At 61.2% G+C, this 18894-nt stretch carries 18 protein-coding genes; 8 read left to right on the top strand and 10 right to left on the bottom strand.

The features are described 5' to 3' along the window. The first annotated feature begins 27 nt into the window (after window positions 1-27). Entirely contained in the window at window positions 28-3111 is a 3084-nt protein-coding gene (locus O9K64_RS09310; RefSeq protein WP_275097784.1) for a molybdopterin dinucleotide binding domain-containing protein, read from the top strand. 74 nt (window positions 3112-3185) lie between these two features. On the opposite strand, the gene O9K64_RS09305 is transcribed toward O9K64_RS09310, so the two are convergent. The 5 genes from O9K64_RS09305 to proV all read right to left on the bottom strand — a co-directional run bounded on the left by O9K64_RS09305 (window position 3186) and on the right by proV (window position 8135). Continuing rightward, window positions 3186-3539 (bottom strand): ribbon-helix-helix domain-containing protein, encoded by a 354-nt coding sequence (locus tag O9K64_RS09305; RefSeq protein ID WP_260295959.1) that lies wholly within the window; start codon window positions 3537-3539, stop codon window positions 3186-3188. A 318-nt stretch (window positions 3540-3857) separates the two neighbouring features. After that, the gene (locus tag O9K64_RS09300; protein WP_275097783.1) at window positions 3858-4430 is read right to left on the bottom strand and encodes a DJ-1/PfpI family protein; all 573 of its coding nucleotides are present in this window, start codon (window positions 4428-4430) and stop codon (window positions 3858-3860) included. Window positions 4431-4704: 274 nt separating this feature from the next. Next, the gene (gene proX, locus O9K64_RS09295) at window positions 4705-5718 is read right to left on the bottom strand and encodes a glycine betaine/L-proline ABC transporter substrate-binding protein ProX (RefSeq protein ID WP_275097782.1); all 1014 of its coding nucleotides are present in this window, start codon (window positions 5716-5718) and stop codon (window positions 4705-4707) included. Between the two features lie 44 nt (window positions 5719-5762). Further along, the gene (proW, locus tag O9K64_RS09290; protein ID WP_275097781.1) at window positions 5763-6929 is read right to left on the bottom strand and encodes a glycine betaine/L-proline ABC transporter permease ProW; all 1167 of its coding nucleotides are present in this window, start codon (window positions 6927-6929) and stop codon (window positions 5763-5765) included. Window positions 6930-6932: 3 nt separating this feature from the next. Then, window positions 6933-8135 (bottom strand): glycine betaine/L-proline ABC transporter ATP-binding protein ProV, encoded by a 1203-nt coding sequence (gene proV / locus O9K64_RS09285; protein WP_275097780.1) that lies wholly within the window; start codon window positions 8133-8135, stop codon window positions 6933-6935. A 550-nt stretch (window positions 8136-8685) separates the two neighbouring features. Here proV and O9K64_RS09280 point away from each other — a divergent pair. Together O9K64_RS09280 and O9K64_RS09275 are read left to right on the top strand one after the other, a co-directional pair. Continuing rightward, a complete protein-coding gene (locus O9K64_RS09280) occupies window positions 8686-9099 on the top strand; it encodes a HesB/IscA family protein (protein ID WP_275097779.1) in 414 nt (137 codons plus the stop codon). A gap of 42 nt (window positions 9100-9141) precedes the next feature. Beyond that, window positions 9142-10374, top strand: a complete 1233-nt coding sequence (locus O9K64_RS09275) for an ATP-grasp domain-containing protein (RefSeq protein WP_275097860.1) — start codon at window positions 9142-9144, stop codon at window positions 10372-10374. 12 nt (window positions 10375-10386) lie between these two features. Here the strand turns inward: O9K64_RS09275 and O9K64_RS09270 are convergent, their stop codons facing one another. The 3 genes from O9K64_RS09270 to O9K64_RS09260 form a co-directional block, all read right to left on the bottom strand. After that, window positions 10387-10671, bottom strand: a complete 285-nt coding sequence (locus O9K64_RS09270) for an oxidative damage protection protein (RefSeq protein WP_260295683.1) — start codon at window positions 10669-10671, stop codon at window positions 10387-10389. A 247-nt stretch (window positions 10672-10918) separates the two neighbouring features. Further along, on the bottom strand, window positions 10919-11983 hold the full coding sequence (gene amrS, locus O9K64_RS09265; RefSeq protein WP_275097778.1) for an AmmeMemoRadiSam system radical SAM enzyme: 1065 nt from the start codon (window positions 11981-11983) through the stop codon (window positions 10919-10921). Beyond that, entirely contained in the window at window positions 11980-12849 is an 870-nt protein-coding gene (locus O9K64_RS09260) for a formyltransferase family protein (RefSeq protein ID WP_275097777.1), read from the bottom strand. Before O9K64_RS09260 ends, amrS begins: the two co-directional genes overlap by 4 nt. 331 nt (window positions 12850-13180) lie before the next feature. Here O9K64_RS09260 and O9K64_RS09255 point away from each other — a divergent pair, with 331 nt between their 5' ends. The 5 genes from O9K64_RS09255 to O9K64_RS09235 all read left to right on the top strand — a co-directional run bounded on the left by O9K64_RS09255 (window position 13181) and on the right by O9K64_RS09235 (window position 16761). Continuing rightward, a complete protein-coding gene (locus O9K64_RS09255) occupies window positions 13181-13705 on the top strand; it encodes a GbsR/MarR family transcriptional regulator (protein ID WP_275097776.1) in 525 nt (174 codons plus the stop codon). A gap of 105 nt (window positions 13706-13810) precedes the next feature. Continuing rightward, window positions 13811-15100 (top strand): NAD(P)H-binding protein, encoded by a 1290-nt coding sequence (locus O9K64_RS09250; protein WP_275097775.1) that lies wholly within the window; start codon window positions 13811-13813, stop codon window positions 15098-15100. Continuing rightward, window positions 15093-15569, top strand: coding sequence for a DUF2269 family protein (locus O9K64_RS09245; RefSeq protein ID WP_305793091.1), 477 nt, complete (start codon window positions 15093-15095; stop codon window positions 15567-15569). Before O9K64_RS09250 ends, O9K64_RS09245 begins: the two co-directional genes overlap by 8 nt. A 10-nt stretch (window positions 15570-15579) precedes the next feature. Next, window positions 15580-16209 (top strand): DUF4166 domain-containing protein, encoded by a 630-nt coding sequence (locus O9K64_RS09240; protein WP_275097774.1) that lies wholly within the window; start codon window positions 15580-15582, stop codon window positions 16207-16209. A 48-nt stretch (window positions 16210-16257) separates the two neighbouring features. Beyond that, entirely contained in the window at window positions 16258-16761 is a 504-nt protein-coding gene (locus O9K64_RS09235) for a DUF2059 domain-containing protein (RefSeq protein WP_275097773.1), read from the top strand. Window positions 16762-16822: 61 nt separating this feature from the next. Here O9K64_RS09235 and O9K64_RS09230 read toward each other — a convergent pair whose 3' ends face one another. After that, entirely contained in the window at window positions 16823-18229 is a 1407-nt protein-coding gene (locus O9K64_RS09230; RefSeq protein ID WP_275097772.1) for a TRAP transporter large permease, read from the bottom strand. Beyond that, on the bottom strand, window positions 18229-18858 hold the full coding sequence (locus O9K64_RS09225) for a TRAP transporter small permease subunit (RefSeq protein WP_275097771.1): 630 nt from the start codon (window positions 18856-18858) through the stop codon (window positions 18229-18231). The genes O9K64_RS09230 and O9K64_RS09225 overlap by 1 nt, the downstream gene beginning before the upstream one ends. Window positions 18859-18894 lie beyond the last annotated feature (36 nt).

Below are 18894 nucleotides of genomic sequence, written 5' to 3'. Positions count from 1 at the left end.
CCGGCAGAACAATTCAGGAGAATCAGTATGACTACTTCACGTCGCAATTTTCTCAAAGGTGCCGCCGCGGCTGGTGGACTGACGGCGTTCGGCTTCGGTTACAGTCACACCGCCGAACAGTTGTTACGCGGCGCCTGGGCCGGCGACCAGCCTGACCATCCGATCAGCGGCAAGGCGCCCAGTCCGGAATTCACCGTCGACCCCGAGACCGGGGTCCTGACACCCAACCCCAACCAGGCCATGGCCTACACCATGTGCATGGGCTGCACCACCATCTGTGGCGTGCGGGTGCGCATCGACAAGGTGCGGAACAAAATACTCCGGGTAACCGGTAACCCCTACCACCTGCTCTCCACCGATCAACATATCCCTTATGCCACACCGGTCAAGCAGAGCTTTGTCTCCCTCAGCCGCTTCCAAGAGCAGGGACTCGCCGGGCGTTCAACGGCCTGTGCTCGCGGCAACGCGGTGCTGTCAAAACTGACCGATCCCAATCGGGTGACGGTGCCGCTGAAACGCATCGGCGCCCGCGGTGAAGGCAAGTGGGCACCCATTTCACCGGAGCAACTGTTGCGGGAAGTGGTCGAGGGCGGCGACCTGTTTGGCGAAGGCCATGTGGATGGGTTACGGGCTATTCGTGACCTGAAGACGCCCATTGATCCGGCCAATCCGGAGTTCGGTCCCCGCGCGAACCAACTTGCGGTCATACCGCCGTTCAAGGACGGGCGTCTCGTCTTTGCCGCGCGTTTCGCCAAGCAGAGCTTCGGCACCGTCAACTTCACCGGCCACCGCTCCTATTGCGGGCTCTCCATGCGCTCCGGATACGCCGCACTGCTGGGTGACTGGAAGAAACAGCCGCACCTGAAACCGGACTTCATCAATTCCGAATTCCTGCTGTTTATCGGCACCGCGCCGGGTAATGCCGGCAACCCCTTCAAACGCCAGGGCCAGCAGATCGCCAAGGCCCGCAGCACCGGCAAGCTGAAATACGTGGTGGTGGATCCGGTGTTGACCAACAGCGACAGCATGGCGGCGGACGAGCGCAGCCGCTGGCTACCGATCAAACCGAACACCGACGGCGCCCTGGTGATGGGCATGATGCGCTGGATCCTGGAGAACCGGCGCTATGACGAGCAATTTCTGCGTCAGCCCAATGCCGCAGCCGCCGCGGCCGCCGGCGAGGTCAGCTGGTCGAACGCCAGCCATCTGGTGGTCACCCAGGAGGGACACCCGAAGAACGGCCGGTTCCTGCGTGCAAGCGACCTGCAGCTGTTCGACGGCGACCCCAAGGAGTCGCCCTTGGTAGTGATAGACCAGGCCAGCGGTGAAGTCGTCAGTCAGGCGGCTGTGGGTCCCGCCGAACTGTTTTACCAGGGCGAGGTTGTGTTGCCCGATGGCGAGAAACTACAGGTCAAGAGCAGCCTCAGTCTGCTCCAGGCGGAGGCCGAAAAACACTCCCTGGAGGAATATTCCGCAGCCTGCGGCATACCGGTCTCCACCATCGTGGAGCTGGCCCGGGAGTTCACGGCGCATGGCAAGAAGGCCGCCGCCGATTGTCACGGCGGCACCATGGGCAGCAACGGCTTCTATACTGCTTACGCCATCGTCATGCTCAATGCCCTGGTCGGCAACCTGAATGCGAAAGGCGGCACCAGCGCGGGTGGCGGCCGCTTCAAGGAGATCGCCCCCGGCCCCCGCTATAACCTGAAAAAATTCCCCGGCATGGTCAAGGCCAAGGGAGTCGGCCTCGGCCGCCAGGGGTTCCCCTACGAAAAGAGCAGCGAGTACCAGCGCAAGGTGGCCGCCGGAAAGAATCCCTATCCGTCCAAGGCCCCCTGGTATCCCCTGTCGCCCGCCATGTCCTCGGAGTTTCTGACCGCGGCCATCAACGGCTACCCCTATTCATTGAAGGCTTTGATCCTGTGGAGCTCGAACCCCCTCTACGGGGTTGCCGGCCTGCAGCAGCAGGTCAAGGTGAAAATGGCCGATCCGAAGTCACTGCCCCTGATCGTCTCGGTCGACCCGTTTATCAACGAAAGCAACACCTATGCCGACTACATCGTCCCCGACTCGGTACTCTACGAGAGTTGGGGCTGGGCCAGCGCCTGGGGCGGCAATCTGACCAAGGTGAGTACCGCCCGCTGGCCGGTCATCGAGCCGGCACAGGTCAAGGATAACCAGGGCATTCCGGTCGGTATGGAGTGGTTCTTCATTGAAGTGGCCAAGCGCATGGGACTGCCGGGATTTGGCGAGAATGCCATAGCGGACCAGGAGGGCAACCTGCACCCGTTGAACCGGCCGGAGGAGTTCTATCTGCGCGCCGCGGCCAATGTGGCCTTTGACGGTGGCGCGGTAGCCGACGCGGACGACGAGGAGTTGCAGTTGACCGGGGTTGATCGCCTGGCAAACGACCTGCAGTCGATACTCAAACCCGATGAGTGGAGAAAGGCCGCCTACGTCTATGCCCGCGGCGGGCGCTTCGAGGATGCCGAGATGGGGTACAAGGGAAATGCCCTGGCGCGGCAGTACAAGAGCCCTCTGCAGATCTATGATGAAAAACTCGGCACCACACGCAATACGCTGAGCGGCGCGCGCTATCACGGCACACCGACCTGGATCAGGCCATCACTCGCCGACGGCTCACTGCTGGAGAGTAGCTTTCCAGCCGCCGACTGGCCGTACAAGGTGGTCAGCACCAAGTCGCCCTATGTGTCTTCCCACACCACGGGTATCCAGAAACTGCAGCAGTTCCACCCGTCCAACGCGATCGCCATGCATTACAGCGACGCGGAAAAACTCGGCGTCAGGTCGGGTGACAGCATCCGCATCACCACGCCCGGCGGAATCGTCAAGGGTCAGGCGCTGGTGCGCAACGGCATCCAGCCCGGCGTACTGGGGATCGAACACGGTTTCGGCCACCGGGAACTGGGGGCGCGCCAGCACCAGATTGGCGACCGCTTCACCACCCCATCCAGGCTGGCCGGTCTGGGGGTGAACATCAACGACCTGGGGTTTGCCGATCCGCAACGTGAAGGGGCTTCGGTACTCGCCGACTGGGTGGTTGGCAGCGTGGCCCGCCAGGGGCTCCCGGCGCGGGTGGAAAAGGCCTGATCCAGCGAAACGGGCCGGAGGGGTTTACCCTTCCGGTCCATGATCGACCGCCGTCAAACCCTTGACCGCTGGATTCAATGCAGATCCCTCACCGCTTCGCGGGCGAGGATCCGTTCCGCATCCAGCGAGGCGATGGCCACCGCCGGTTCCCTGGGTATCTCGCCTTTCAACTGCAGTGCCAGGTAGCGCATGCAACAGACCCGCAGAAATGAAGTGAAATTGCCCAGATCGTGTCCCGCGTCGATCGACTCATGGTAGAGCCGGGTGATCATCTGCGGCACCTGCATACCGTCGCGCCGGGCGATCTCCTCCAGGGTGTTCCAGAAATAGTTCTCCAGCCGCACGCTGGTAACCATGCCGTCGATGCGTAACGATCGGGTGCTGCTGTCCCAGAGCTGGGCGTCGGCATTAATAAACAGTTTGCACATTGGCACCTCCCGCTATCCGAGGGAGACAGAAACGTGTCCCCACCATCGCTTAAGCATAGTGCAAGCCGCAGCGGCGATAACCGCTCGTTGTAGCAAGCGTAGGGTGGGTTAGCGGCGCACAGGCACGACACTTCCCGGCTGCGACAACGCACAAGCGCCGCGTAACCCACCAAATCCCCGAGCAAGCGTCGGGTGGGTTAGCGGCGCACAGGCACGACACTTCCCGGCTGCGACAACGCACAGGCGCGCGTAACCCACCAAATCCCCGACCACCAAACGGCGGGTTACGGCGCGCGCGCTACAGCCGGCCGCATCCCGCTACGTCTGATCGAGCAGATCCATGAACTGCGCCAGCCAGGCCGGGTGTGCCGGCCAGGCGGGGGCGGTGACCAGATTGCCGTCGGTCACCGCCGCGTCGATGGCGATCTCCGCATAGGTGCCGCCGCTCTGCTTCACCTCCGGCATACAGGCCGGATAGGCCGAGCAGCATTTACCCTCCAGCACCCCGGCCGCGGCCAGCAGCTGGGCACCGTGGCAGATAGATGCCACCGGCTTATTCTCGGTGAAAAAATGGCGCACCATGGCCAGCACCGCCTCATTGAGGCGCAGGTACTCGGGCGCCCGGCCACCCGGGATCACCAGGGCGTCGTATTGTGCCGGGTCGATCTCGGCAAAACTGGCGTTCAGGGTGAAGTTGTGGCCGCGTTTCTCGCTATAGGTCTGCTGGCCCTCGAAATCATGGATCGAGGTCGCCACCACCTCCCCGGCGCTCTTGTCCGGGCAGACGGCATGTACCGTATGGCCGACCGCCTGCAGCGCCTGGAACGGCACCATGGTCTCGTAGTCCTCGGTGAAATCACCGGTGATCATCAGAATCTTTTTATTGGTCATCGTGCTCCCTCCTCTGCTAGTGGAGTCATTACCCTAGCAGGAGGGCCGTCACAGGGGGTATTAAGCGGTTACTACATCGCGCCGAATCGGCTATAGCCCAGGGCGGGCCGTGCCCGCCGTCACAGCGATGCGGATAGTCACGACGCCCAGGGGGCGCCCTATAACGGACCTCCGCGGCATAAGTCCATCCCCGTCCAAAGCCGCTCCCGGCCATCCCTGGACAAAACAGGGGGCCCGAAGGCCCCCTGCTGCAACTCAACACCGACCGGTACGGTCACATGGCGGCTGTCTTTGCCTCGGCGATCCAGTCGTCGAAGGTGGCCTGGTGGGTTTTGATCCAGGCATCGGCATGCCGTTCGATGGCGGCCGCGCTCTTTTCCCCGTCACGCATGCGCAGGTTCTGCGCGCTGATGTCGTTGTTGCTCAGCTCCATGATGGAGAACAGCTTGGCCGCCGCCGGATTGGCTTCGGCCCATTCGCGGTTGGCGATGATGCGTTGGGTGTTGGCCTGGAAACCGTAGTTGCTGCCGTCCGGCAGGCTGGTGTCCACATCCGTGCGCGCCCCCGGCAGGCTGGAGAACGGCACCTGCAGCCAGACCACATCCTGGTTCGGCACCAGCACACCGCTTACCCAATAGGGTGTCCAGGTGTAGTAGAAGATCGAATCGCCCTGGTTGTAGCGGGCGATGGTGTCGGCGATGATGGCGCCGTAGGCGCCCTGGTTATGGACCACGGTATCGCGCAGGCCGTAGGCGTCCAGATGATGCTCAATCACCTTTTCACAACCCCAGCCCGGGTTGCAGCCGGCCAGGTCCGCCTTGCCGTCGCCGTTGCTGTCGAACAGCTTGGCAATCTCCGGATCCTTCAGCTGGTCAATATTCTTGATGCCGTGTTTGTCCGCGGTCTTCTTGTCGATCAGATACCCCTGCAACGCACCGTCGGAGTAGACCCCCTCGCGGTAGATCTTCCCGTCACCGCCGGCCTTGTTGAAGAAATCCACGTGCAGCGGATCCCAGTGATCGGCCATGAAGGTGGCATCGCCATTGGCGATGGCGATGTGGCCGGCGGCGTACTCGATCTCCTTGATCGGCTTGACGTCATAGCCGAGCTGCTCCAGCGCCTTCATCACCAGCACGGTCTGGAAGGTCTCCTCCGCGATGGAGCTCTTCAGCGGTTGTACCGCAACACCCTCGCCCGGCAGCTCCGCCGCCTGGGTGGTTGCGCCAACACAGAGTGCCGTCGCCGTCACGGACAGTTGCAGTATTCTTCTCAATTTATGCAGTTTCATAATATTCCTCATCATTTCTTCTCAAGGGACTCCGCCGTGCCCTGTTACGGATTGACCTGCGATCGGTTGCCGGACTTGAACAGGGACAATACAAAACCCAGTGGTCCGGTCTGATACCAGTGTGTCGTCGGTTGGCGGCGCCGCTGATCCCCCATCGATTGGGTGATGCGGTCGAGGACGATGGCCAGCAGCACGATGCCGACGCCACCGACGGCCGCCAGCCCCATGTCCAGCCGACCGATGCCGCGCAACACCATCTGTCCCAGGCCGCCCACGGCAATCATCGAGGCGATGACCACCATGGAGAGGGCCAGCATCAGGGTCTGGTTCACCCCCGCCATGATGGTGGGCATGGCCAGGGGCAACTGCACCTTGTACAGCAACTGGCGGGGCGAGGCGCCAAACGAACGGGACGCCTCCACCAGATCCGCCGGCACCTGGCGAATACCCAGGTTGGTGAGCCGGATCAGCGGCGGCAGGGCAAAGATGATGGTCACCACCACGCCGGGCACATTGCCGATACCGAACAGCATCACCACCGGCACCAGGTAGACGAAGGCCGGGGTGGTCTGCATCGCGTCCATAATCGGTCGCAGGCTGGCCTCGGCCCGGTCGCTGCGGGCCAGCCAGATGCCGGTCGGCAGTCCGATCAGGATGCAGAAGAAGACCGAGGTGAGTACCAGCGCGAGGGTCACCATCGCCTCCGGCCAGGCGCCGATGAGACCGACAAAGGCCAGTGAGGCGACCGTCGCCAGCGCCAGTCGCCGGCCGCTCACCTGCCACGCCACCAGACCGAAAATGATGACCATGATGATGGAAGGGACAGACAGCAACGCCGACTCTATGCCGGTCAGGGTGGCGTCGATCGGCCAGCGCACCGCCTGGAACGCGGGACGAAAGTTGTCCACCAGCCACTCCAGCCCCTGATCGACCCAGTGGTCGAGTGGAATCAGTTTCTGCGCAAACGGGTCCAGCCAGTTGAAGGGATCCTGCACCGGCGTCGCCTGGGTATCCAGCCAATTCAAGACCGGTGCCGGCTCTGCCGGATCCACGCTGCCCCCACCCCAGGGGTTTGCCGCGGGACTATCCGTCAGCGCATCGTTCGGCACCGCCGCGGGTGCGCTGTCGACGGCTGGGTTCTGCGTTTCACCAGTGCCATTTTCACTGCCGCGGTCCGCGGTCCAGGGATTGCTGCCGTTCTTGCTACTCATAAATCACCTGGCCTGTCTGTCCAAGGTTTCCAGCATGGTGGCCTTGCTCACCGCGCCGAGGTAACGCCCGTCGCCCGACACCACGGGCAGACCATAGCCGTGCTGCGCCAGGGGACCGAACAGCTCGCCCAACGCCGTGTCGTGGGTTACCGGTTCCACATCCGGAATAAAGGCATTTTGTAAATGGGGGTTATCCTGCTCCAGCTCCCGTTTCAGACTGTCGACCGAGACCACCCCCTCGAAGTGCTGACCGCGATCAATCACATAGCCATAATCACGGTCATGCTGGCGTAGCCGCTCCAGCGCCGCGCGCACGCCGATACCGCCATGCTCGATCAACGTCACCTGGGTCTTGCGGGCGATATCGCCGGCGGTAAACACCGTCGAAACATCGACGCCGCGGAAGAAGGAGCGCACGTAGTCATCCGCCGGGTTGCGCAGGATCTCGTCCGGCGACCCCACCTGCACCACCCGACCGCCCTCCATGATGGCGATGCGGTCGCCGATGCGGATCGCCTCGTCCAGATCATGGGAGATAAAGATGATGGTGCGCTGCTGGCTCTCCTGCAGCTTCAGCAGTTCATCCTGCATCTCGGAACGGATCAGCGGATCGAGCGCGGAGAAGGCCTCGTCCATCAGTAGCACGGAGGGATCATTGGCCAGCGCCCTGGCCAGACCGACCCGCTGCTGCATACCGCCGGAGAGCTCATGGGGAAAATTCCTGGCCCAGGTATCCAGCCCCACCTGCTGCAGCGCCTGTTCGGCCCGCCGCATCCGCTCCTTCAATGGTGTGCCGCCCAGCTCGAGGCCGAACGCCGCATTCTGCAACACCGTCAGGTGCGGCATCAGGGCAAAGGACTGGAACACCATGCTCATGTCCTTGCGCCGCAGATCCCGTAACTGTTCATCGCTCATGGCGGCGATATCGCTACCATCTACCAGCACCTCACCGGCAGTGGGCTCGATGAGCCGGTTGAGCAACCGGACAATGGTCGACTTGCCGGAGCCGGAGAGCCCCATGACGACGAATATCTCGCCCTCCCGCACCTCAAATGAGGCGTTATTGACACCCACCGCATGGCCGGTCCGGTCAAATATGACCTCTTTATCCACGCCCTCCCTGGCCAGGCGAAGCGCCTCCTTCGGGTTTTTCCCAAAGATCTTGAATAGATTGTTTACCTGAACCTTGATGGGCGGCTGCTGCATATAAAGATCACTTTCCGGATGAGGTGTCTGTGCGTCTCTCCAAACTGCCGCTGGATAGACACGCGACTGAATTGATTAGTGGACTACGGTTATTACCGGACACATTGCACTAGATAAATACACTGGTCATTGAATTTAATTAATAAATAAAAATAACCATGCGCACTTTAACGCATTGATTAATAATTGTTTTAAATAATTACATTCAAAACAATTAACTTAGAATACTAACAATTATCACTCCATGCCGTCAAATATAGCACCGGATAACCAACACTACAGCGTAGTTCTCGAAGGGTTCGTTTCTTCATCAGACAGGTAGGGTACCCGTCTTGGCCGGTTGCTGAAGTCAGCACCGGCAGGAGCGGGAACAACCGCCCGGGGTGGCGGAGGGCCTGTGGCCGACGCTGCACCGATGCGGCATCGGCGCCTGGCCAAGGGGCAGAAACAGCACTCCCCGTCCGGTTGTCTGCGGCCGAATTCGTGCTAGCTTGTAACCTATACAACGGATGATGGTCTATTAGATAAGTGTCCATTCAGGAGATGAGAGATGGGTTTATTTCAGCGGGAGCAATCCCCAGAGGGTGTAGATTTCAGTCACCAGATCGCCGATCAGGTGCGGGTGACCCCCGAGGCAAAGGAACAACTGGTCCAGTTGATCCAGAATGAAGAGGATATCGTCGGCATACGCATATTCATCTACGGGGGAGGCTGCGGCGGCATGAGTTACGGCCTGACCTTCGTGGAACAGCCCCAGGATATCGACTGCGTCCTCGAGCAGGACGATCTGAAGATCTTTGTCGACCCGGTGGCATTGAGTTTCCTGGAGGGCGTGGAGGTGGATTACCAGACCCAGGGGCTCAACAGCAGTATCGTCTTCCGCAACGTGTTCCAGAGCATCGGCGGGTCCGGCGCCTGTAACGCCTGCGGTGCCTCCGGCGGTGGTGGCGGGGGTTGCGCCTGAACCCGGCGCCCGGCGCCCGGTGTCGATGAGCTCCAGGTGCCGATGCAGCCGCAGCTGCTGCTGATCAGCCCGGGCCAGAGCTATCGCCTGGCCCCCTACCTGAAGGCGGCAGAGCGGCTGGGCGTGGCGCTGGTCATCGTCTCCGACAGCCGTTATTCATTGACCCGCGAAGTGGCCGGGGGTATCCAGGGCGACTTCGCCCGGCCCGAAGCACTGCTTGAATCCATTCTCACCCGATCCGAAACCACCCCCTTTCGGGGGGTGGTGGCGAGTGACGACAGCACCGTCGAGCTGGCGGCGCGGATAGCCACCACCCTGGGTCTCCCCTCCAACTCAATCGCCTCCGCCACACTCAGCCGCAGAAAGGATCTGGCACGCCGGGAGCTGCTGGAGGCCGGCCTGCCGGTGCCGGCACACTGGGTGGTGGAGCTGAACGCCGAGATCGCGCCGCAACTGCGGGGGCTCCCCTACCCGGTGGTGCTGAAACCGATCAGTCTCTCCGCCAGCCGCGGGGTAATCCGTGCCGACACCCCGGCCGAAGCGTTGCGGGCCTGTCAGACCATCGCCCGGATCATTGCGCCGTTAAACAGCGCCAACGAGCGCGAGACCCTGCTGATAGAGCGCTATCTGCCGGGCCGGGAGGTGGCCCTGGAGGGTTTCCTGCAACAGGGGACATTCACTCCGCTGGCGCTGTTCGACAAACCAGACCCCCTCACCGGGCCCTATTTTGAAGAGACCTATTACATCACCCCGTCGCGCCTGCCCGGGCCCATTCAGCGGCACATCGAACGGACGGTGGCGGACGCCTGCCGGGTCTACGGGCTGCACCAGGGGCCGGTGCATGCCGAGCTGAGGATCGACCGGGATCAGGCGTGGATATTGGAGATCGCCTCCCGCACCATCGGTGGGGAGTGCAGCCGCAGCCTGGATGCGGTGCTGGCTCGCCCCCTGGAGGAGTATGTGCTGGCCGCCGCCATGGGCAGCCCGTTGCCGGTGGAACGGCGGCCGGGGGCCTCGGGCGTGCTGATGATCCCCATCCCGCGGGCCGGGGTGCTGCGCCGCATCAACGGCATACCGGAGATCAGTGCATTGCCCCACATCACCGACATCCGGATCAGCATGGAACCCGGCCAGGTGGTCGAGACCCTGCCGGAAGCCTCCAGTTATCTCGGTTTCATCTACAGCGCGGCCGCCACCCCAGAGGCGGCGGAACAGGCCCTGCGCGACGCCCACGCTGTGCTGGAGATCACCATCGATCCCCTGTTGAACCGCTGAATGCGAGAGGGGCTACTTCTTGCCGCCGCCGGCGCGGTAGCCGGCGGGGACCTGACCGTAATCGCCCTCGCCGAACAGAAAACCGAGCATATGTTTCTCGATCAGTGACAGGTTGTTCGGATCGGCGGTACTCAAGCCGTTCTCATTGATGATCATCACCAGGCGCTCAAGCCACTGCTTCCACCCCTCCCTGGAGACATTCTCATAGATCCGTTTGCCCAGCTCACCCGGATGAGGCGGCTTGTCCAGTCCCTCGGCCTTGCGCTTGAGCACCACACAATCAACCATGCGTTTCATCGTCGCTTACTCTGTAAATTAGGCTCTGTAAAATAGGCTCTGTAAAGAATGGCACTTACTTAAGGCGAATTGCAGGATTTTCGTCATTCCGGCGCAGGCCGGAATCCAGGAATACCGCCGCCATTAAGCAGTCTGGATGCCATCCTTAGGTCCGTAAACGGTGCATCCCTGCACCACTCCTCCGGCCTTCGCCGGGATGACGGTGGTTCTTGGCTTAAGTAAGTGCCATTCGGCTCTGTAAAAAAGGCTACTCATACTTCTTCAACAGCACCCCCTCCTCTCCACAACAGGAGGCGCTACACTTTTTAACCGCGTTCAACTGCAGGGATTTATCGGGGAAATAGGCCTGCAGGGGCTTATTCTCCCTGGCACAGTCACAGCCGGTATCCGCATAGACATAGACGTTGCCCAGCCCCGCCCGTTTCGCCCCGGCATGCGCCTGCCACAGGGTTTCGACCGGGGTCTGGGGAATATGGGACAATTTGTAGGCGGGGAAGAAGCGGGTGATGTGCCAGGGACTCTCTTCCCCCAGGTTATCGCGCACCCAGCAGGCGATACGGTAGAGCTCATCCGGATCATCATTTTTGCCCGGGATCACGTTGGTCCGGGTCTCCACGTGAATCCCCAGTTCCTGGGCCATCCGGATGCTGTCGAGCACCTGCTCGACCCGCGCGGTGGGACAGATCTCGTGATAGAAATCATCCCGCAGGCTCTTGATGTCGGAACAGAGCACGTCGATATGCGGGGCCACCCGGGTTAACGCCTCCCCGGTGATGAAGCTGTTGCTGACATACACGGTATAAAGCCCCGCCTGATGCGCCAGCGGCGCCACATCCAGTATGTACTCCAGCCACACAGCTGGCTCGGAGTAGGTGAAGGCGATCCCCTCAACCCCCTCGCGCAGGGCCGCACGCACCAGCTCCTCGGGTGTGATGAAGGCCTCGGTCGAGGCGCCCCGGGCCAGCTCATCCAGGGCGGTCACACCCCAGGAGATCTCCAGGTTGTGGCAGCCGCCACAACGAAAACTGCAGCCGTAGCTGCCCACCGAGAGGACCCGGGTTCCCGGCCGGTAATGGCGCACCGGCTTGGCCTCGATGGGATTTACGTCGATCGCGGAGAGGATGCCGTAGGAGAGGTTGTAGAGGGTGCCGTTGCGGTTGACGTGGGCCTGGCAGAAACCACGCTGTCCGTGCCCCACCTTGCAACGCCAGGCACACAGTCCGCAACGTACCACCCCGCCGGGCAACCGTTCCTGCAGGGAGGTTTCCACCAGCTGATAGTTGTCCACCGCTATCTTGATCTGTCGACTCACCACCGCTCCTCACTGATAACGCCCAGCACCACACTACCATCATAGCAGTGAATCAGCCGCTCTCCCGGCAGCGGCATCGCCAGCCGCCCGCTGGCGGCCACCGAGGCTTCCTGAATCAGGTCCCGACCGGTGGGAGTCTCCAGATAGGGGGGGCCCAGGTTCCGCACACCCTTCACAAAGCGCACCAGCCTGCGCGCCGACCAGGCGGGATCGACAGCGAAGTCCTGCGGTCGGGGCCGGCCCTGGCGGCTGCCCGCGAGTGCGTCCTGGACCGACTCGTTATCGACCCAGCCCTTTCGGTAATTGTCTCGATAGCCGATAAACAGCTGCACCCCGCAGCGCCCCACCCGCCGGCTGATCTCCGTGAAGTCCGGAAAATCGGCCAGCCCGAAGGTGCATTGATCGATAATCGGCCCCAGGTCGAACTCCCTGTTCATCCGATGCAGGGTCACCCCGATAAAGGCGTGGCCATCGCGCAACTGCCAGAAGATGGGGTTAACGCCACGGTAATCCGGCAACAGCGAGGGGTGGATGTTCAGCCAGCCAAGCGGCACGCTCTCCAGCAGCGCCAGAGAGATACGGTGCGGATAACAGGAGACCAGTACCTGTTCCGGCCGGTAGGTCTGGACAGCCTGTTTCAGGCGCCGCGGTGGCCCACTGATCGCCGCAATGCCGTTGGCGGCGGCCAACTCCAGTACCCCGGCGCTATCCTCTGGCGTGATCAGCGGCGGCAACCCACCTGCCCTGCCAGGGTTGTTGTCCGGGCCGTCCACAAACAGTGCATCAGGGGGCGTCTCCTGAGCCAGCAGTGCCGCCAGCGACGCAGAGGTCTGAACCGAACGGCTCCCGACTAACAGCAGATTCATGGGCATGCTTGCATCTCCTTGCAAACGGTGCGCTCCTGACACCGCACTCACCGATCCGGAACAGAAATGCCGAGTCTTATGCTTCCGTCTCTGAATGATTCCATCTTACTCTATTAGATGCAAAACAGAAGGGAAGTTCTAACCCCGCACCGCCTGTGGATATCGATCCCGTTGCAGCCCCGGAGTGTACCGCTCAATCCCCTGGTGGCCGGCCGAAGTTCTCGCAGGTCAGGGCATCAGTCACCAACAAGCCACCCTGCCATGCAAGGCTTGACAGGGACCCAATATTTTACTAATTTCTGTAATAACAGAAATTACTGAAGGAAAAATAATGAAACTTAGCCCGGTTATGGAAAAATACATTCTGCATTGGGGAGAGATGGGAACCCGGTGGGGGGTAAACCGTACAGTTGCACAGATCCATGCCTTGCTCTATCTCGCCACAAATCCCATGAATGCCGAAGAGATTACGGAAACGCTGGGCGTGGCGCGCTCCAATGTCAGTACCAGCATCAAAGAACTCCAGTCCTGGAGGCTGGTCAAGGTGGTCCACCTGCTGGGGGACCGTCGCGACCATTTCGAGACCATGAAGGATCCCTGGGATCTGTTCTACACCATCATGGAGGGGCGTAAGCAGCGCGAACTTGATCCCACCATGTCGGTATTGCGTGAATGTGTATTGGACAGCGAGCAGGACAAGGAGACGCCCGCCGAGGTCAAGGCGCGCATCCAGGAGGTACTGCGCTTTATGGAGACCCTGGACAACTGGCACCGGCAGATCAAGGGGCTGCCTAAAACAACCCTGCTGAAACTGATCCGGCTGGGCGCCAGGGTGCAGGGTTTTCTGGGCAAGTAGCGGGTTTTTTTATCTGATTATTTCTGTCTTTACAGAAATAATTGAACTCATAAACACGCTGCATCAAATCACCCGACGACGCAGCAGACAGCGAGGTCAAACAGGATGAAGATCTTGATCACCGGAGCGACAGGCTTTATCGGCAGCCATCTTACCCGGGCACTGCTGCAGGCCGGCCATGAAGTGACGGTCTGTGTACGAAATCCTGCCGCGGCGGAGCAGCACTGGCCGGGGATTACCGCCATCCCGGGGAATTTCCAGACCGATCACCGCAGCGCCGACTGGGCACCCAGGGTTACCGGCGTCGATGTCGTGATCAATGCCGTGGGCATTATCAGGGAACAAGGAAAGAACCGTTTTGATGCCATACACACCCAGGCACCCATCGCCCTGTTCAAGGCATCCGCGGCGGCACAGGTAAAAAAAATCATCCAGATCTCCGCACTGGGGGCCGACGACTCGGCCTTCAGCCACTATCACCTGAGCAAAAAGGCGGCCGATGATCTGCTCACCTCACTGCAACCCGACTGGCTGATCCTGCAGCCCTCCATTGTCTACGGCCCGGGCGCCAAAAGCATGGGACTGTTCAAGGCGCTGGCCTGTCTGCCCGTGATCCCGTTAATCGAGCAGGGGGATCAGCCGATTCAGCCGATTCATATCAGCGACCTCATCCGGGCGGTCATGGAGTGTATCCGGCCGACCGGGCCGCGCAACAGGCGCATCGCCCTGGTTGGCCCCGCACCCGTGACCATGAAGACCCTGTACGAGCAACTGGGCGCCTGGCTGGGCAGGGGCAGGCGGCGCTTTGTGTCGCTCCCCTACCGGATGGCGCTGCAGCTGGCACGCTGGGGCGGCTTCATGGGTGCCACCCCGTTGACTCCGGAGGCCATCACCATGCTGCAGCGGGGAAATACCGGCGATGTCGGGGAGTATCAGGCGGCATTCAATCACACCCCGATATCCCTGGCGGACGCCCTCGCGGAAACCCCCGCGCAAACTGCGGACCGCTGGTATGCCGGTCTCTACTTCCTGCCGCCACTGATCCGCTTCAGCATCGCTTTCGTGTGGCTGTTTACCGGGGTGATCTCCGCCTGGGTGATACCGCTCGAATACAGCTACGCCCTGCTGGAGCGGGCGCATATCAGCGGGATGCTTGCACCCATCATGCTCTATGGCGCCGCCACTACGGATATCCTGCTGGGTATCGCCGTGCTGGCACGCTACAGAGTATCCCTGCTGGGTTACGCGCAGATCCTGCTGATCCTGATCTATTCGGCGATCATCACCGCCACCCAACCCGAGCAGTGGCTGCACCCATTCGGTCCGGTCAGCAAGAATGTCCCCCTTATCGCCACCATCCTGGTAATGATGATCCTGGAGAAAAACCATGATTGAGTATGCCCTGATCAAATGGATCCATATCCTGAGCGCGACCCTCCTGTTCGGCACGGGCCTGGGGAGTGCCTTCTACAAATGGTGTGCCGATCGCCAGGGCAACCTGGCGACCATGGCGCACACTAACCGCATGGTGGTGATCGCCGACTGGGCATTCACCACCCCCACCATTATTATTCAGCCGATCACCGGGCTCTGGCTGGTCCATCTGCTGGGCATACCGCTTGACCAGGGCTGGGTACTGCTCACCCTTTTTCTCTACTGCCTGGCCGGTGCCTGCTGGCTGCCGGTGGTCTGGCTGCAGATCCGCATGCGCGATCTGGCCCACGCGGCCCTGACACAAAACAGCGCCATGGACTCGCGTTATCAACGCTATGCCCACATCTGGTTCTGGCTCGGCATCCCCGCGTTCAGCGCCATGATCGGCGTCTATTTTCTCATGGTTTTCAAACCGGCCATCTCATTTTAGGGAGATTATAATGTCATCCACGACAGCGTTACCGGTCATCCGCCGCGCACTGGGTGCACAATGGGAAAACCTCCATGAAATTGTGCAACGGCACTATGCCATTACACCCGGGGAGTCTTCCCGGATGGTGATCCGGGGCAACATGAGCGAGGTCTACCACTCGACTATCGCCAAGCTTTTTCTCCTGCCCGGCAGGTTGTTCGGCGCCCTGGTGCCCTACAAGGGCAGGAATATCCCGACCGAGGTCAGGAACTGGACCACCGCCCAGGATCAGCGGGCGATGTTCTGGCACCGCACCCTGCAGTTCCCCGACCGGTCACCGGTCATCTTCCAGTCACGCATGGAACATAGCCGGCATGATGAGATCATTGTATTTGTGAAATTCGGCATGGGCATACGCATGCGTATGTCGGTGGAGGATGGCGCGCTGATCTTCCGCAGCATCGGCTATGTATGGAAGATCGGCGCTGCCGCCATCCCCATCCCCAACTGGTTGATATTGGGCGATGCGGAGATCATTGAAAAAGGACTCTCGGAAACCGAGTTCTTCATCGACTTCAACATCATCCATCCCCTGTTTGGGAAGACATTTTCCTATACCGGAATCTTTTCAATAATTGAGGAAGGCGACACTTGCTAACGCCGCTGTTCTCTATCATCCTTTGAGAACAACAACCGAGGACCTTACATGAAACGCCACTTGTTGAAATATTCCCTGTTGCTTCTGCTGCTGCCCCTCACACTGCAGGCGAATGCCGAGGCCATCAGCGTGGAAAAGGAAGCCGACATAAAGCACCTGCTCGACATGACGGGCGCCCTGGCCATTGGCAAGCAGATGTCAGGCGCGGCGATAGCGCAGATGTCACGGACCCTGAAAGCCGCCCGACCCGACCTGCCTCAGGAGCTATTCGATGTAATGGAGGAAGAGGTAAACCAGGTTATCGACGAAAACCTTCCCGCTTTTGTGGCCGTGGTCATTCCCGTCTACGACAAACACTTCACGCACCAGGAGATCAAGGGGTTGTTGGCATTCTACCGGACGGAGCTCGGGCAGAAGATGATTCGCGTCACCCCGTTTTTGCTGCAAGAGAGCCGTGCGGCTGGACTGCAGTGGGGCCAGTCGCTGGGGCCGGAGCTACAGCACCGGATCATCGAGCGTTTCAAAAAAGAGGGGATCGACCTGTCGACATGACATCCAGCCGGCCCATAGGCGTACCGGGAACATCCCGGTACGCCTATGCCATTTTCCGGATTCAGGTGAACCCCATCTGCCCGGGCAGCCACAACACGATGCCGGGCAGCGCGATCAGCACCGCAATGGTGATGACATCGGCCACGAAGAACGGGATACAGCCGCGGAACACGTCCTGCACCGAACACTCGGGACGCACGCCGGCCACCACGAAGCAGTTGAGGCCGATGGGCGGCGTGATCAGGCAGAGTTCGGCCATCTTCACCACGATAATGCCGAACCAGATCGAGCAGCCGACCCCGGAGATGCCGAAGGCGGAATCCGCCGCGCTCACCGCCTCACCGCCATTCAGCGCCATCACCGCCGGATAGACCACCGGCAGGGTCAGCAGCAGCATGCCGATGGCGTCCATGAACATACCCAGCACGGCATAGGAGCAGAGGATCATCAGCAGGGTCACCATCGGACTCTGATCCAGTCCGGCGATCCACACCGAGAACGCACTGGGCAGGTCGGCAAAGCCGAGGAAGCGCACATAGAGCAACACGCCCCAGATGATGGTGAAGATCATCACCGTCAGCTTGGCGGTCTCCAGCAGCGACTCCTTCAGGGCGTGCAGGCGCATCCCCTTGTAGAGCGCCATGATCAGGATCACCAGCGCCCCCAGTGAGCCGGCCTCGGTGGGCGTACCCACCCCGCCGTAGATACAGACCACGATGATCCCCACCACGAAAAAGATGGGCAAGGCACCAGGCAGGGTTTCGAAGCGCTGCTTCCAGCTGAAGCCGGTAATCGGCGGACCGAAATCCTTGCGCGTCTTCGCCAGAATAACCACCAGTCCGCCATAGATCAGGGCCGAGACCGCACCAGGAAGAAAGCCGGCCATCAGCAGCGCGCCCACGTCCTGTTCGACGATAATGGCATAGATCACCAGGATGGCGGAGGGCGGAATCAGTGACGCCAGGGTGCCGCCGGCCGCCACCACCCCGGCCGCGAACCGCTTGTCATAACCCAGGCTCAACATCTCCGGGACGGCGATCCGGGCAAACACCGCCGAGGTGGCGACCGAGGCGCCGGAGACGGCGGCAAACCCGGCCGTGGAGAACACCGTCGCCACCCCCATGCCGCCGGGCAGCCAGCCCACCCAGCGCTTGGCCGCCTCGAACAGGGCGCGGGTGAGCCCCGCGTGATAGGCGAGAAACCCGATCAGGATGAAGGTGGGGATGAGCGACAGCGCCAGGCTGGATACCTTGGAATGGGGAATGGTCCCGGCCATCTTGACCGCGACCAGGAAGCCCTTTTCAAAGCCCATTTTGGCGGAGAAGATCCACAGCAGCCCGGCAAACCCGGCGATGGCGGCGGCAAAGGCCACCCGCACCCCGATAATCACCAGCAACAGCATCAGGCCGGTGACCCACAGACCGATGGTGATATTGTCCAGGGCGGCCATTGTTTCGAAGAGTCCCATCACTTCGTCCCCCCGTTATCCAGCGAGCCCATTACCGCCTCTGCCTCCTTTGCCGCCACCGTGGCCGCATCCTCGATCAGCGGTACCGCCACCGGGCTGTCGCCGCCCTGCAGCACACCGCGCAGGTAGCCCCCGATCTGCAGCAGCAGGCGCAACGCAAGGATGCCCAGAGCAACCGGCACCACCAGCTTGGCGGGCCAGGTGGGGAGATCGATATCCAGTGATGAATCGCCGATCTGGTAGGCCCGATAGAAATGCAGATAAGAGCCGTAGATCAGCACCAGGGTGATCAGGAACATCAGCAGGGCCGATACCAGTTCACTCAGCCAGAGCAGCCGGCCGTGCAAGTTACCGACCAGCATGTCCATGCGGATGTGGCCGCCCAGGCGCTGGGTATAGGCGAGTCCGAGGAAGGCAAAGAAGGCCATTGCCTGCTCCACCCAGTCCACATAACCGTCGATCGGCAGGTCAAACAGCCAGCGTCCGAGGATATTGGCCGAGGCCAGGAACACCAACAGAAAAATGACCACCCCGCCCAACAGGGCCAGGACGGATTCAAACCGGAAGAGGGTCCGGTCGGCCCAACTCAGTCTGGAGCTGTCCTCCAGCACGGTAGATGATGCAGACATGGCTTGCTCGCATGGATATCAAGAAAAAGGGTAACT

It is taken from the genome of Sedimenticola hydrogenitrophicus (assembly GCF_029017505.1).
GTDB classification, from domain to species: Bacteria; Pseudomonadota; Gammaproteobacteria; order Chromatiales; family Chromatiaceae; genus Sedimenticola; species Sedimenticola hydrogenitrophicus_A.
This window is presented reverse-complemented; position numbering and strand designations above follow the sequence as displayed.